We start from the raw sequence: 15,579 nt of genomic DNA on the forward strand, positions 1-15,579 counted from the left end.
CCAAAGCATATGACGAAGAATTCCCTGACCGACCTGCATCTGCTCGTTTGGACCGCGCTCATGGCGGCGGCCATCGGCGCGGGTGCATACCTCATCGTGCCCATCGGGCCGGTGCCTATTTCCATGCAGCCCTTTTTCATCTTCCTGGCCGGGTACGTGCTCGGCGCCAGGCGCGGTGCGCTGGCCGTGGGGCTTTACCTGCTGGCCGGAACCATCGGGCTGCCGGTCTTCGCGGGCGGCAAGTCCGGCCTGGGCCATCTGCTGGGCCCCACCGGAGGCTATCTATTCGGTTTCATGGTCTCTGCCTGGCTGTGCGGCCTGGCAGGCCACCACGAGCGGGTCATCCCCTGGATCAAAGGGCTGGCCTTCGGCGCGGGGGCACTGCTCACGGCCTATGCCGCAGGCGCGGCCTGGCTCAAGTTCGCCCTGGGCCTGACCTGGTACAAGGCCTGGCTGGCGGGCGTGGTCCCGTTCATCCCGTGGGACGCCGTCAAGGTCGTCCTCGCCCTGCTCTGCGTCCGCTATCTGGCCAGACACAACCTGTTGCCGGGACAGCGCTAGGAACGGAACTTCATGTCCATGTCCCTGCCGTCCAGACCGGATTCGCGCACCATGGCGCACATGCGCAGCTTCATGCGCTGTTATCTGGCCGGGGCCGGGTTCAACACGCGGGGCATGCAGAACATCGGACTCATGTACGCCATGCAGCCTGGACTTTCTTCGGTGCATGACGACCCCAAGGCCCTGAAGACGGCCTACAAGCGGTATGTCAGCCACTATCAGTCCCATCCGTTCTGGATGCCCTGTCTGGTGGGCATCTACCTGAACGTGGAGGCCGCCATCGCGGCGGGGCGCTTTCCGCCCAAGATGTTCGCCAAGGTCAAGGACACCACGGCCTACACCCTGTCGGCAATAGGCGACTCCGTATTCGCGGGCAGCCTGCTGATTTTCTGGGCGCTGCTGACCATCTGCCTGCTGCTCACCGGGCACGACGCGTCGGCCCTGGCCCTGGGCGTGATTCTCTTTATCGGGCTCCAGGCGTTCCGGGCATATACTTTTGTCCAGGGACTGCGCCATGGTTTCAAGGTCCTGGAGCGCCTCAAACGGTGGGACCTGATCAACTGGGGCCGGCGGATAAAATATGTCAACGCGGTGCTGATGGTTTGGCTTCTGGCTCTGATCTGGCCCAAGCCGCACGTGTGGTGGGAGTGGCTCGTGGGCGTGAGCGCGCTCCTGCTTTTCGGACGATTCGTGCGCATCGGGCTCATGGCCCGGGTCTTCGCCGCTGCGGCCTTTGTCGTCCTCATCGATTCGTTCCCGCAGTTGGTGCAGTGGATTAATAATGCCCTTTAACTTGTATTTTTCGGCCAAAAGGACATATAAACGGCTCCAAGAAGTAGGTATGCATGACGGTTGATACGCAGACCCCGGGTTCCTTCCCGGAAGACATCGAATCCCGGCAGGTGGTGGTGGCCAATGATCACGGGCTGCATGCCCGTCCCGCCGGCAAGCTGGCCCAGCAGGCCCAGGCCTTCGAGGCCGAGATCCTGCTGGTATACGGCGAGCAGTCCGTGGACGCCAAGTCCATCCTGGACGTGCTGACCCTGGCAGCGGGCCCCGGCGAGGTGATCGAGATCCGCGCCAGCGGCGACGACGCCGCCGAGGCGGCCGACGCCCTGGAAACCCTCTTCCGGAACAAGTTCGACGAGTAGATATATGGCGGACAAGATCCTCACCGGCATCCCGGTGGCCACCGGCATAGCCATCGGAAAGGCGTTTTTCGTCAACCGGAACCACCGCGCGCGGCTGCCCAGGCAGACCGTGACCCTGGACCTCGTTTCAAACGAGGTGCACCTGTTGCAGGACGCCTTCCACTCCGTGGAGGCCGAACTGTCCGCCACCCGCGAGCATGTGCCGGCCGAGCTCAAGGACTACCGGCTGCTCATCGATACCCACATCCTGATGCTCAAGGATCCCAAGCTGGCCGGAGCAGCCGAGGAGTACATCAAGTCCCTCGGGCTGAACGCGGCCTGGGCTCTGGAAAAGGCCGTATCCGACCAGGAGGCCGCCTTCCGCGCCATCAACGACCCCTACATCCGGGAGCGGATGCAGGACGTGCGCGTGGTGGCGGACAAGGTCCTGGCCAAGATTATCGGCGAGGAGACCGACCTCGGGGCCATGGAAGGGCGGGCCATCATCATGGCCCACGACCTGACCCCGGCGGACACCGTGGAACTCCAGGTGAACAAGATCATGGGCTTTGCCACGGTCTGCGGCGGCAAGACCTCGCACACCGGCATCATGGCCCGTTCTCTGGCCATCCCGGCCCTGGTGGGTGTGAACAAGCTGGAGGACAACGTTCACGACGGCGACCTGGTGGTGCTGGACGGGCTGTCCGGCAAGATCGTGGTCAACCCCACCGAGACGGAGCTGGCCGAGTACAATGAGCGCGCCGCGTATTTCGAGGAGTACACGCGCAAGATCAAGCGTCATTGCCATCTGCCCGCCGAGACCATCGACGGCTCGCGAGTCCAGGTCCTGGCCAACATCGAGTTGGTGGAGGAGGTCGCCTCGGTCCTGGACAACGGCGGCGAAGGCGTGGGGCTGTATCGCACGGAGTACGCCTACCTCAACCGCACGGACCTGCCCGGCGAAGAGGAGCTGGCCGAGAAGTATATCGACCTGGCCTCGATCATGTCGCCGAAAAAGGTGGTCTTCCGTACCCTGGATTTGGGCGCGGACAAGTTCATTTCCTCCTATGGCGAGCTGGGCGAGACCAACCCCGCCATGGGGCTTCGGGCCATCCGCTTCTGCCTGAAGAACCCGCAGCTGTTCAAGACCCAGCTCCGGGCCATCCTGCGCGCCTCGGCTCACGGCAAGGTGTCGCTCATGTTTCCCATGATCTCGGGGGTCAAGGAGGTGCGCCAGGCCAAGGCGTGGCTGGCCCAGGCCAAGGCCGAGCTGCGACGCGAGGGCGTGGAGTACGACCCGGATATGCCCGTGGGCATCATGATCGAGCTTCCCGCCGCGGTGATGATCGCCGAATACCTGGCCTACGAGGTGGATTTCTTTTCCATCGGCACCAATGATCTGATCCAGTACTCCATCGGCGTGGACCGGACCAACCACCACGTGTCCTATCTGTACCAGCCGTTGCACCCCGCCACGCTGCGGACCATCAAGCTGGTGGTTGACGCGGCCCACCAGGCGGGCATAGAAGTGTCGCTCTGCGGCGAAGTGGCGTCCGACCCGTTCTGCGTGCCCATCCTGTTGGGCATGGGTATCGACTCCCTGTCGCTGACGCCCCAGGCTATCCCCGGCATCAAGCGCATCATCCGGCAGACCAACATGCACGACTGCCGCAAGCTGCTCAAGGAAGTCCTGGAGTGCCGCACGGTCGGACGCATCAATGATCTGGTGATGGACAATATTTTCAAGCACTTTCCGGACGAGGTGACCTTTTTCTCCTCGCTCCTGGAAAACGACGAAGCGCCTTCCTAGGCATCACATACATTCATGGCGAAGAAGAAAAAAAAGAAGGTGTCCCCGGACACCATTGCGGTCAATAAACAGGCGCGTCGTCTGTACGAAATCCTGGAAACCTTCGAGGCGGGCATCTCCCTGCTGGGCAGCGAGGTCAAGTCCCTGCGCGGCGGGCAGGTCTCGTTCAAGGACGGCTATGTGTCGTTTCGCGACGGCTCGGCCTTCCTGATCGGCGTGCATATCGCGCCCTACGAGCAGACCGGCCCCTTTGACCAGCACGAGCCCGAGCGGCCCCGCCGCCTGCTCCTGCACAAGCGCGAGATCGACCTGCTCCAGGCCAAGTCCGAGCAGAAGGGGCTGACCGTGGTTCCCATGAAGCTCTATTTCGCCCGGGGCAAGGTCAAGGTCCAGATAGGCCTGGGCCGGGGCAAGAACGTCCACTCCAAGAAGCAGGACCTCAAGGACCGCGACATCGCCCGCGACACCGCCCGCCAACTGGCCTCGTACAAGTAAGCGAGCAAGCCATGCTCAGTACCTTCGAGGACCTCGTCAACGCCTGCCTTGGAAGCGGCAAGCATTTCCATCTGCTCTACGTGTACATGAAGACGGCGGCCATGCCTGCCGGGGATGTGGGACAGGCGCTCTTTCCTGGCCAGGACGTGGCCGGTTTGGATAACCTGTGCACCATTCAGTTCGACGCCCATGAGCCGGTCAAGCCCGGGCTGACCTTTGCGGAGATGGTTTCCCACGCCGATTCCTACTGTCCCGACTGGGACGTGGTTTTTGTTCAAACCGCCCGCAACCGAAGCAACGCTCCGGTCTCGGATGAACAGGCCAAAATCTTTCTGGCCGACATGCGGGAAAAGATTCTGTCCGGCAACTTCCCGCAGGGCGCGCCCATCTTCGACAAGCAGGGCAACCTCAAGGGCATCCAACGCAGCGCCCCGATCCGCGTCAACGATTCCACGCATCGCGCCCAGTAACCCTGGTCTTTTTCTTCGGTCACCTTCCCGGCTTGTCGCTTCTTGCGGCTAACAAGGACGGAACCAACATCACCTCCCCGCCGAAGGCGCGCCAAAAAGTTTAGGAAGGGAGAGGAGATGGGGGGGCGGGGGAAGGGGAGAGGGGAACCCTTTACAACGGGTTCCCCTCTCCCCTTCCTCCGGCCGCCGGAGGCATACCATTGACTCCACCGCGCACCCCTCGTAAGGGTGTGGCATGTCCGATCTTGCCCAATCCCTGACCGCTGCCCATCGCGCCTTTCTCTCCGAGCTCTTTCCCGGCGAGGATTGCCTGTTCGCGCCCGAGGAGCGGGCCGCGTTTTCGGCTGACGCCAGCCTGGAGCGCGGTATGCCGTGGGCCGTGGTGCGCCCGGAGCGGCGGGAACAGGTGGAGGAGCTGCTGCGCTGGGCCGACCTCGAGCGGGTGGCGATCCTGGGGCGGGGGCGCGGCACCGGCCGCGTGGGCGGCGCAGTGCCCGCGCAGGGCGGCGTGGTGGTCTCCCTGCTCAAGATGAACCGCATCATCGATGTGAACGAGCGCGACTTCGTGGCCGTGGTCGAGCCGGGCGTGATCGCCGGAGACCTCCAGACAGCGTGCGCGGCAAAGCGGCTGCTCTACGCACCGGACCCGGCCAGCGTGCGTATTTCCACCATCGGGGGCAATGTCTCCACCTGTGCCGGCGGCCTGCGGGCCGTGAAATACGGCGTGACCCGCGACTGGGTGCTCGGCGTGGAGGCGGTCCTGCCCGGCGGCAGAGTGCTGCGCGCGGGCGGACGCTCGCACAAGGACGTGGTCGGCCTGGACCTGACACGGCTTTTTGTGGGCGCGGGCGGCAAGCTCGGCCTGCTGACCGAAATCACGGTGAAATTGCTGCCCCTGCCCGAAGCCTCGGCCTCGGTGCTCGTTGGTTTTTCCGACCTGGGCGCCTCGCTCTCGGGTGCGCAGGCTGTCTTTCGGGCGGGCGTACTCCCGGCGGCGTGCGAGTTTATGGACCGCGAGACCTTGCGGGCCGTGCGCCTGATCGGGGCGGACATCCCCTTGGCGGACGGAGCCGAGGGCGCATTGCTTTTTAAATTGGACGGCACCGGGCCTGGCGTTGACGCCGAAATCCGGGCGCTGACGGAGGTCCTGAAGCCGCTCGATCCCGCGTCGGTGGAAGTAGGGCGCGGCGAGGCGGAAGAGCGCCTCTGGTCGGTGCGCCGGTCCATCTCTCCAGCGGCCTACCAGATCGCGCCGGACAAGCTCTCCGAGGATATCGCCGTGCCGCGCGGCAGGGTTGCCGAGGCCGTAGAACGCGCCCACGCCATCGGGCGGGAGCGCGGGCTTACGATCCTCTGTTTCGGGCATCTGGGCGACGGCAACATCCACGTCAATATTCTGCATGACGCCCGACAGGAGGGCGAGGCCGCAAGGGCGGAGCAGGCCAAGGACGCCGTGTTCCGCCTGGCCGTGGAACTGGGCGGCACGATCTCCGGCGAGCACGGCACCGGCCTGACCAAGGCTTCATTCGTGTCCGAGCAGCTTTCCCCGCTGGCTCTGGAGCTGATGGAGTCCATCAAGCGGACCTTCGACCCCCACGGCATCATGAACCCCGGCAAGGGGTGGTAGCCGTGGCGGACTATTACCTTCACCGGATGCTGGCTAAAGATAGATAGAAGCCCCGAAGCCATGATGCGGCCTCGGGGCTTCCGTTTTTGCGGATCGTTTCCCGGTCACAGCGTCAAGACTGAGGCTGTTCGCATGTGAGCAGACCTTTCTTTTGACGGTGAGGACAGGAGTGCGGCATTTATTCATCCTTGAAGTATGGCAACCGGCAACAGGGGTCGGCGTCTGGCTGCTCTCCTCGGTAGTGTCGAAGGGTGTAGTCCAGCGGCTCCAGGGAAAAGCTGAGGGCGTCGGGTTGGAACAGGCCGATTCGTTTGCCTTCGACCTCTTTTGCGGCGATCTCCTCCTTGGAGTGGAAGGCGCAGTCGTCGTGCCGCAGGAATTGACTCGTCTCGATATTGTAGACGATGGAGGTGTCGCCGGGAATGATGAATTTGCGGTTTTCACTGCCCTGCATCCGCTGCAGGCCGAGGGCCAGGAACTCCGCGATCTGCATTCTGAGGTCCTTGAGTTCGGAGCCGAACTCGCTGACTATCGTTGATGCCGGGTCCAGTTCGTGGATCATGGTCGCCGTACCCAGCAGGCCGAGGTGGTTGGCGTAGAACATGGGTTCGTCCGGGTTTCTGGAGGGATCGAACTCATATCGCTGGATGGACCCGATGTGCGGGATGAACAGGTCCGGCGACTTGCCGAACTCCTCCGGGTAGTTCTTGTGGAGGGCTAGGCTCGGCTCATCCTCCCGGACCTTGGTGATGCCCTCGTAAGGTGGTTTGTCGAATTTTTCTATCTTGTTATCCAGGTCCTGCTTGGGCGGGAAAAGCCCGGTGTCTCCCGTGAAGACGATCTTGCGGGTTCTGCGGCCCTGGAACTTGAACTTGAAGCCGAGGCCAACGGCGTAGTCCTCGGTGAAGACGTCGTCGTGGTATGCCGGAAGCACTGTGAGCGAGCACTGGCTTGAGAGATGGATGGTCTGCTCGGACGTCGGATCATAGCTGTTCAGGCAGATGACCCGGTCGATATATTCGCAATCCTTGTGCAGCCGGAAGCCGGAGAACTTCTTGAGTGTACTGTGGTTAAGGAGCAGGAAGACCTTCTTCTTTTTCCCCTTCTTGTTGTACTGGTGGAACATGGTCAGCAACTGTTCCAGTTGCGCCGTGTGATCATCGTGGGCGTGGGTGATGACAATGTGGGTGATGTCGTGAATGCGCCCGCCGATCTTGTGGAAGTGCTCGATGAAGTCGTAGCCGGGGTCAACGACGATGCCCATGCGGTTGTGATAGATGAAGTAGCCGCCTCCGCGGTCGGACTCGGTGCCGTCGGCGATGATCGGGGTGAAGGAGTTCCACTGGCGCAGGACAAAGACGAGCGAGGCGCGGTGCTTGAACCGGCTGTGCTTTTCGAGGAAGGCGTCGATCTTCTTCTTTCGTCGGTCCATCTTGCTCAGAAAGTTTTCCTTTTCGTTGGAGAAGCGGTCGATGACTCCGGCCAGGGATTCCCTGAGGGTGATCCGCTGGACCTGCTGGTTCTCCGTGGCGCGGGCGGTTTCGATGGCGTCCTCAAGCACTTGTTGGGATTCGGCTTCCATTCCCATGTCGCGCAGGATCAGGCGCTTGTATCGTCTGGCCAGGGAGACCTGCTCCTGAATGTTGGCGTCGGCGCTGTCTTCAAATGTCTCCAGAACCCGGTTGTAGGCCTCGATCTCCCTGTCCGGTTCATCCATCTCGTTGAAGGCGAGCCCGATGTTGTTCAACGCCTCGGCCACCGTGACCTGGACCTCCTGCGACGGATTGTCCTTGAAGCGGTGGTAGATGTCTTCCCACTGGGCGATGGCTTTTTCGTATTCCCCGAAGTCCAATCGGCAATGACCCATGTTGAACATGGCCTCCGCGACGATCTCCTGGAGCCACTTGTTGTCACTGCCGCGATACGCCTTGATCAGCTTCAGGTAGTGGTCCGGCTCGGCCTTGTCCTCGATGTCGCCGCTGATGATGCCGATGTTTAGCCTGGCCGTGGCCACCGCAATGGTTATGTTGATGTCATCGAACTGTTTGAAGTCATTGATGACCTGGTTCAAGCAGCCATAGGCCTTGGTGACGTTCTTGAGCCGTCCGTACATGACTCCCATATTGTTCAACGCACGGGGGATGAAGGACTGGATACGGAGATCGCCGCTGTCCTTGAATGAGTCGAGCAGCTTCTCCAGGCATTCTTCCGCCGTGTCGGCGTCATCTATCGAGGAGGAAGCGGCTACAAGCTGGTAGAGAGCGTGCGCGACCAGCCACGGTTCGACTGGCGTCTTGCGCTCCACTGCCCATCTGTAGAATTCCCACAGCCTCTTGATGTAGGTGTCCTTCTTCTCAAAATCCTCCTGGACTTCCAGATAGCGTTTCCAATCTTTCCAGCCCTTTTTTGTAGCTGTCTCCAACAGGCTGGCGACCTGTTGGGCTCGGCCCGTGGTGTCGTAGGGATAGAATTGCTGCGAGTTGATGACGGTTTCGATCCATTCTGCCAACAGGGTGTCTCTCGTGTGCTGCATGCCGTCTCCCGGTGTTGAATCGTGACTTGCGTAATTTGATAATATATTCACAATCAAATATCAAGATCAAATATAAAATAGAAAATATAACGGTTGCCCGAGAGGGAGACGAAGCGTATGGATGCGGGTATGTCCAAAGATTGTATCCTGTGCGGCAAGTGCCTGGAGGTCTGTCCGCTTTTGCGGGCAACCGGGCGGGAGGAGCTTTCCCCGCGCGCCAAGGCGGACCTTGTTCGGTTGTTGGATGGCGACGGCGGCGAACTGCGAGAGGCGAACGTGGCCCGGCTGGCCTCCCTGTGCCTTGGCTGCAAGCGGTGCCGGGCTGTCTGCTCTCAGGATGTGGACGTGCCCGGGTTGGTGGCCATGCTGCGGGCGGCCCATCCCGATTTCAAGCAGTGGCTGTGGAAGACCTGGTTGAGCCACGCAGGGACGTTGTGGTCCGCTGGCTCGACTGCGGCCGGACTCATCCCCGAACGGTTCCGGCCGGAAAAGTTCGGCCCCATGCTCAAGATGCTCGCAGGCTTGAAGGGCGGGCCGGGGCTGACGCCGTTCCTCTCTCCCCAAAAATTCCCTGACACATCTCGCGGCGAGAAAATGCTGCTCTTTGCGGGCTGCACCGCCACCCATGTGCAGGGACGCTGGCTCATGGCCGCGTTGAGACTGTTGGACGGCCTCGGCATCGAGGTCCTGCCCGGCGACTTCGGCTGCTGTGGGGCGAGCCTCGAAGCAGGGGGGTGTCTGGACGAAGCGAAAGCCATGGCCAAGCACAACCTTGCGGTATGGCGTGCGGCGGGCAGGCCCAAGGTTGCGGTCTTCTGCGCCTCCTGCAGGGCGGGGCTGCTCGGGTACTCGGATTGCAGGGATGAGGAGGAATGTCTCCTCTGGAGGAAATCCATCCTGCCGTTATCCGAAGTTGTGAAAAATACTGAATTTATGATATTCGACAATGCGCCGGAAAAATTGGGATACCATCATCCCTGCCATGCCGGTGACGGCGATCCTGACTTCGGGTTCCTTTCCGCAGTGCTGGGCGAGCGCCTGGCCGCTCCGTCCGGCAGGGAGTGTTGCGGATTCGGCGGACTCCTGCGCCTGGCCGCGCCCGAGGTGGCCGAGGATGTCAACCGGCGCTGTTGGGACGCGCTGACCGGGCCGGAGGTGATCGTCACCGGGTGTTCGGCGTGCGTGGCGCAGCTTGCGGCCACCGCGCCGGAGGGAACGGCGGTGGGGCATTGGTTGGAACTGATAGGATAGGAGCATTCATGTCGGACAAGATTTCGGTGCTTCAGGTGTTCAAGGAGAGCATTGCTCTCATAAAGGAAAAGCTGGTTCTCCTCATTGTTGTGGTGGCTGGGATGACCGCCCTGGCCATTCCCATGCTCATGCAATTGGGCGGCAGGCCGCAAGACGCGCTTTCACCGGCGTACCTCGGGCAGTTTGTTTTGTTGGCGGTCATCGGCGTGGCGATCTACGTCATCCTGTTTCACGATTTTATCGGAACGCTTCGCAGCGAAGCGCATCCGTTGATCCCCGAGGGGTTTTGGGGGAAATATTTCAAGACGCTTCTCAAGATCTTGTTGCTGTCGCTGGCTCTCATAGTACCCTTTGCCCTCTTTTCGTTCCTGATTGTGTTCATTGTTGCGACTGTGGGAGCCGTCGGATCGGGGGAACGGGTCGTGGTGATGGCGCTCTTCGTGTCGAGCGCAATGGTGGCGCTGGGTGTGGGGTGCCTGCTTCTTGCCTGTCGCTGGGGGTTCCTGGTCCCGGCCGTTGCCGTCGACGAGGTTTCCACCTTCAAGCGGTCCTGGCGAATGAGCCGGGGGTATACCTTCAGGCTGGGGCTTTTCGGTCTCCCCTTCCTGATCGTGCAGTCGCTCCAACGCGTCTATTTCAATGGGCAAATTGAAAGCCGAACGTTCAGCTGGCACTCCCCCGGCTCCATCGCCTGGTCGCTGGCTATATCCGCCGTGTTCTGGTTCACCTTCACGTCCTATGTCGTCTGGTATGTTCGTCTCAAAGAGCGTTATGACGCAATGGAGGCGGCCGGAGCCGGGAACGGCGATGCCGCCGATGCGGGATAGACTCCCGCCGTCTTGAGGAGGGGGAGGCCTGCGTCCTGTAACGTGATTGAAACATTTTCTTCCGGGGTCTCCCTTTGCCCGGGGGGTGGTTTGTGCTATCCCAAGGCTCGTTGCGCCGCTGCGCAGGGAGCCACATGAATTACGTCCTTTCCCCGCCCGATATCCTTTTCAAAACCTTCGCCCGGTTGCGGCGCGGTTCCGGAGCGTTTGCGCGCATCGTGGCCGCCATCTTCGGAATTCATCTGCTGGCCGGATTGGCGCGGGGCCTTTTCCCGGGGCTGTATACATTCAATCCCTTTGACCTGGGGTGGCTGCTTATCCCCGAGGCCATGGCGCTCGGGCCCTTGCTGGCGTTGCTCTGCCACCGCATCCTGGACACGGGGGACGCCTTTGGCTGGTCCGGCGAGAACCGCCTGGTCAAGCTCGGCAAGGCGGCAGCCTACTGTTACGTGCTGTTCGTCTCGTTCATGCTCGGGACATTCGTCGTGGTCACGCTGGTGCCGACGCTGTTCGGGCAGGTGGTCGGTCCTGCGGCGGGCCGGTTCCAGCCGCTGATAGTGGCCGCCGGGGCTTTCCTGCTGCTGCCGGTTTATGTCCGGGCCATTTTGGTGTATCCCGTGTTGTCGGGCGACGAGGCCGAGCCGCTCATGCGTTCCCTGGCTCTGACCAAAGGATATGGCCGCCAAATGGCCTCCTGCCTCTTGCTTCTGGCCTCGCCCGTGCTTATTCCTTGGGTTGCCGCCTCGGCCTATGCCGGGGACTGGCTGAACCCGAGCCTGGGACCCGGGCTGCGGCTCATGCCGATCATCACGCGCTCCATGCTGTTGACGCTGGGCGCATTGTTATTATCCACAGGGCTTTGCGTTATATATGAAGCCCTCATCGCCGAAGAGGCCCGCGCAGAGCGAGCCCGGAAACAAGGCGACACCGACCTAGACGTGTAGGAGTCAGAATGCTCAAATTCCTGTTCGGTTCCAAAAATGACCGATACCTGAAGAAACTCAAGCCCATAATCGCCGAAATCAACGGTTTCGAATCCAAGATGGAGGCGCTGTCCGACGAGGACTTCCCTCGGATCATCAGTGAGTGGAAGGCCCAGGTGGCAGCCGGGGAAAAGACCCTGGACGACCTCCTGCCTGAATGTTTCGCACTGGTCCGCGAGGCCGGAAAGCGGGCCTTTGATCCGCCCATGCGGCACTACGACGTCCAGCTTATCGGTGGTATCGTCCTGCACCAGGGAAAGATTTCCGAAATGAAGACCGGTGAGGGCAAGACCCTGGTGGCGACCCTGCCCGTGGTCCTCAATGCGCTCTCCGGCAAGGGCGTGCACGTCATCACGGTCAACGACTACCTGGCCTCCCGTGACTCCGAATGGATGGGCCAGCTCTATGCCTTCCTCGGCCTGAGCGTGGGCGTCATCGTCCACGGCCTGACCGACCAGGAGCGGCAGGAAGCCTACGCCGCGGATATCACCTACGGAACCAACAACGAGTTCGGCTTCGACTACCTGCGCGACAACATGAAGTTCTACAAGGAGCAGCTCGTACAGCGGCCCCTGAACTACGCCATCGTCGACGAAGTTGACTCCATCCTCATCGATGAGGCCCGGACTCCGCTGATCATCTCCGGTCCCGGCGAAAAGTCCTCCGGTCTCTACCGCCGCGTGGACTCCATCATCCCCTCGCTGGCCAAGTCCTCGCCCATGGACCCCGAGGACAAGGACGCCGTGCCCGACGGCGACTTTGTGCTCGACGAAAAGACCAAGGCCGTGACCCTGTCCGACGCGGGCGTGGAAAAGGTCGAGGCCATGCTGGACGTGGACAACCTGTTCGACCCGCAGAACATCGCCCTTCAGCATCACGTACTCCAGGCGCTCAAGGCGCATCACTGCTACCAGAACGACGTGGAGTACATCATCAAGGACGGCCAGGTGGTGCTGGTGGACGAGTTCACCGGTCGCCTCATGCCGGGCCGCCGCCTCTCGGACGGCCTGCATCAGGCCATCGAAGCCAAGGAGAACGTCAAGGTCGAGGCAGAGAACCAGACCCTGGCGTCCATCACCTTCCAGAACTATTTCCGCATGTACGACAAGCTGGCGGGCATGACCGGTACGGCCGATACCGAGGCGGTGGAATTCGGCCAGATCTACAATCTTGAGGTCATCGTCATCCCCACCCACAAGCCCATGGTCCGCAAGGATCATCCGGACGCCATCTACAAGACCCAGGAGCAGAAGTACGAGGCCATCGCCGATGATATCGCCGACTGCTACCATCGCGGCCAGCCCACCCTGGTGGGCACGGTCTCCATCGAGAAGTCGGAGCTGCTCTCGCACCTGCTCAAAAAGAAGAAGATTCCGCACGACGTGCTCAACGCCAAGCAGCATGAGCGCGAGGCCGAGATCGTGGCCGAGGCCGGTCACAAGAAGAAAGTCACCATCGCCACCAACATGGCCGGCCGTGGTACCGACATCAAGCTCGGCGAGGGCGTGCGCGAGCTGGGCGGCCTGCACATCATCGGCACCGAGCGCCACGAATCGCGGCGTATCGACAACCAGCTCCGCGGCCGTTCAGGCCGTCAGGGCGATCCCGGCTCCTCCCGCTTCTACCTGGCCCTGGACGACGACCTCATGCGCCTGTTCGGCTCTGACCGGCTCAAGGGCATCATGGACAAGCTCGGCCTGGAAGACGGCATGGCCATCGAGAACAAGATGGTCTCCGGTGCCATCGAAAAGTCCCAGACGCGGGTGGAAGGACACCACTTCGAGATACGCAAGCAGCTCCTGGAATATGACGACGTCATGAACCAGCAGCGCGAGGTCATCTACTCCCTGCGCCGCGATCTGATGCAGGCCGAGACCGTGGACGGCATCGCCCGCGAGTACGCCATCGATCTGCTGGAGGACGTGCTCGAACCGGCCCTGGATATGCGCGATCCCGACAAGGAGACCGTGGACTCGGTCCGGGCGAGGCTGGAGGAGGTCTTCAACTTCGAGCGTTTCGAAGGGTGGCACGACAATCAGCTGCCGTCCCGCGAGCAGGCCGAGACCTGGGTGGATGAGATATTCGGTTACCTGCGGGCTTCCACGGGCGACCACTACCAGGAGATCCTGCGCTACTTCCTGCTCGATTCCCTGGACCGCAACTGGAAGGAGCACCTGCTGAACATGGACCACCTGCGCGACGGCATCGGCCTGCGCGGATACGGCCAAAAAGACCCCAAGCAGGAGTACAAGCGCGAGGGCTTCGAACTCTTCTCCGAGCTGGTTTACACCATCAAGGAGAGTTCCATGCGCGCCTTCTCGCACTTGCGCATCGAGGCCGAGGTCCGGGACGAGGAGTTTCAGCACGAGACCTCCGACGAGCTGGAGTACACCGACAGTGAATCGGCGGACAAGAAGGCCGAGCCGGTCAAGAAGGCCCCCAAGGTCTCCCGCAACGCCCCGTGCCCCTGCGGCAGCGGCAAGAAGTACAAGAAGTGCTGCGGCGCGTAAGCCTTATTACAGACAATTGATAGCAAGAAGGCCGTCCTAAGGGCGGCCTTTTTTGTTGAACAGACCCCGCCGAAGGCGAGAATGGGAATCCAAAGGGCTTGCCCTTTGGCCGCCGGATGCGAAATCACCCGGCAGCGCCGCCAACGGCGGCATCATATCCTGATTCCAAAAACATGGTGACTGTCCACCATGTCCACTCCGGGCACGGGAGTTGCTATTTACCTGTCAGCCCGCTCGGAAACGGGGAAACCAGGTGTGGATTGTCCACAATTTGCCCACAAGGTGCGCACGGTGCGCACCGGAAAGCGCGTCACACTCTCCTGGTCCGTTTCCGGCGGGTTGCGCTTGTCAGGGAGCAGGAGAGGGAGTATCTGGAGACGTCATGCACTACCTCTGCCGTTTGCTGCTCCTGCAGTTCCTCCTCCTGTTCCTGGCCGTCCATCCTGCTTTTGCCGAGGAGCCTTCCTTCACGTCCAGGCCGGGCTTCCTGCTGGCCGCGCCCACCAACGTCTCTACCAAGCTCAGAATGGAGGCGGACGTCTCCTATGTGGAGAACTCGGATTTCACCAATGGGCTGGGCAGCGTGGCCGTGGCGCGCACGACCATCAGCGCGGACTATTCCATCTTCCATTTTTCCTACGGCATTTCCCACTTCATGTGGGAGGACAAGGGGCAGGTGACCTTTGCCTCCAGCCATCGCGAGCCATGGGACAACCTCTACGACGTCACGCTCCAGGCCCGGCTGCTCAACAATCGGTTCTGGGAGAATTGGCGGTACTGGGTCAACGGGGAACTCTCCTCCTCGTTCGAGAGGGATTTCCCCGGCGCGGTAGGCGCGGGCTTCGACGGTGGTGTTGCCTATGACTTCTGGGACGGCTGGATGCTCGGAATCACAGCCAAGACCGTGGCCCTGAGCGCCTTGCATCAGGACCTGTTCGGCGACGTGGAATTCGGCCTGGCCGTGGCCGTGTCGCAGAAGACGCTGCGCGAGACCCTGAAGCGGATGGGCTTTTTCCCGGCCCTGCCCGGCGGCTCGGACAAGATCGGCTTCAGCATGGCCCTGTCCGGCGCGGACAAGACCTATCGCCTGTCACCGGACAGCCCGGTGCGCAAGAATGGCTATCTCGGCCTGGTGCGTGCCAAGGTCGGGGCCTATCTGGACTATTCGCCTGATAAGAGCTGGACCATCTCGGTTGGCCCGGAATACCATTACAACCGACGCTACAAACTCTACGATTCCCAGGGCAAGCTTCACTCCACCCACCGTCTGGCCGATGGCTGGGGCGGCTACGCACGCGTGCTCTATACCTTTTAGTCAGGCACGAAGAAAGCGGGCCCCGCATGAGCAGGCACCCGCTTTCGTCCACTATCCACGGGGTATC

The 15,579-nt window shown here is 61.7% G+C and carries 13 protein-coding genes; 12 read left to right on the forward strand and 1 reads right to left on the reverse strand.

Annotated elements, in window-relative coordinates; all coding sequences use genetic code 11:
* Positions 1 to 9 precede the first annotated feature (9 nt).
* The 7 genes from GM415_RS07270 to GM415_RS07300 all read left to right on the forward strand — a co-directional run bounded on the left by GM415_RS07270 (position 10) and on the right by GM415_RS07300 (position 6,093).
* On the forward strand, positions 10 to 561 hold the full coding sequence (locus GM415_RS07270; protein WP_158947157.1) for a biotin transporter BioY: 552 nt from the start codon (positions 10 to 12) through the stop codon (positions 559 to 561).
* A 12-nt stretch (positions 562 to 573) separates the two neighbouring features.
* On the forward strand, positions 574 to 1,353 hold the full coding sequence (locus tag GM415_RS07275) for a PTS system mannose/fructose/sorbose family transporter subunit IID (RefSeq protein ID WP_242012397.1): 780 nt from the start codon (positions 574 to 576) through the stop codon (positions 1,351 to 1,353).
* A 53-nt stretch (positions 1,354 to 1,406) separates the two neighbouring features.
* A complete protein-coding gene (locus GM415_RS07280) occupies positions 1,407 to 1,712 on the forward strand; it encodes an HPr family phosphocarrier protein (protein ID WP_158947158.1) in 306 nt (101 codons plus the stop codon).
* Between the two features lie 4 nt (positions 1,713 to 1,716).
* A complete protein-coding gene (ptsP, locus tag GM415_RS07285) occupies positions 1,717 to 3,501 on the forward strand; it encodes a phosphoenolpyruvate--protein phosphotransferase (RefSeq protein ID WP_158947159.1) in 1,785 nt (594 codons plus the stop codon).
* 15 nt (positions 3,502 to 3,516) lie between these two features.
* Positions 3,517 to 3,996, forward strand: a complete 480-nt coding sequence (smpB, locus tag GM415_RS07290; protein WP_158947160.1) for an SsrA-binding protein SmpB — start codon at positions 3,517 to 3,519, stop codon at positions 3,994 to 3,996.
* Between the two features lie 11 nt (positions 3,997 to 4,007).
* A complete protein-coding gene (locus GM415_RS07295) occupies positions 4,008 to 4,466 on the forward strand; it encodes a hypothetical protein (protein WP_158947161.1) in 459 nt (152 codons plus the stop codon).
* Between the two features lie 235 nt (positions 4,467 to 4,701).
* Positions 4,702 to 6,093, forward strand: coding sequence for an FAD-binding oxidoreductase (locus tag GM415_RS07300; protein ID WP_158947162.1), 1,392 nt, complete (start codon positions 4,702 to 4,704; stop codon positions 6,091 to 6,093).
* Between the two features lie 178 nt (positions 6,094 to 6,271).
* Here GM415_RS07300 and GM415_RS07305 read toward each other — a convergent pair whose 3' ends face one another.
* Positions 6,272 to 8,626 carry an MBL fold metallo-hydrolase gene (locus tag GM415_RS07305; RefSeq protein ID WP_158947163.1) on the reverse strand — a complete coding sequence of 785 codons (2,355 nt, stop codon included), beginning with the start codon at positions 8,624 to 8,626 and terminating at the stop codon, positions 6,272 to 6,274.
* A 129-nt stretch (positions 8,627 to 8,755) separates the two neighbouring features.
* On the opposite strand from GM415_RS07305, the gene GM415_RS07310 reads away from it, so the two are divergent.
* From GM415_RS07310 to GM415_RS07330, 5 genes are all read left to right on the forward strand, one after another.
* Complete coding sequence (locus GM415_RS07310; protein WP_158947164.1) at positions 8,756 to 9,877, forward strand: (Fe-S)-binding protein; 1,122 nt, start codon at positions 8,756 to 8,758, stop codon at positions 9,875 to 9,877.
* Positions 9,878 to 9,885: 8 nt separating this feature from the next.
* A complete protein-coding gene (locus GM415_RS07315; protein ID WP_158947165.1) occupies positions 9,886 to 10,704 on the forward strand; it encodes a hypothetical protein in 819 nt (272 codons plus the stop codon).
* A gap of 134 nt (positions 10,705 to 10,838) precedes the next feature.
* A complete protein-coding gene (locus GM415_RS07320; RefSeq protein WP_158947166.1) occupies positions 10,839 to 11,648 on the forward strand; it encodes a hypothetical protein in 810 nt (269 codons plus the stop codon).
* 8 nt (positions 11,649 to 11,656) lie between these two features.
* The gene (gene secA / locus GM415_RS07325) at positions 11,657 to 14,197 is read left to right on the forward strand and encodes a preprotein translocase subunit SecA (protein ID WP_158947167.1); all 2,541 of its coding nucleotides are present in this window, start codon (positions 11,657 to 11,659) and stop codon (positions 14,195 to 14,197) included.
* Positions 14,198 to 14,579: 382 nt separating this feature from the next.
* Entirely contained in the window at positions 14,580 to 15,512 is a 933-nt protein-coding gene (locus GM415_RS07330; RefSeq protein ID WP_158947168.1) for a hypothetical protein, read from the forward strand.
* The last annotated feature ends 67 nt before the right edge of the window (positions 15,513 to 15,579 follow it).

The organism is Pseudodesulfovibrio cashew (assembly GCF_009762795.1).
GTDB classification, from domain to species: Bacteria; Desulfobacterota; Desulfovibrionia; order Desulfovibrionales; family Desulfovibrionaceae; genus Pseudodesulfovibrio; species Pseudodesulfovibrio cashew.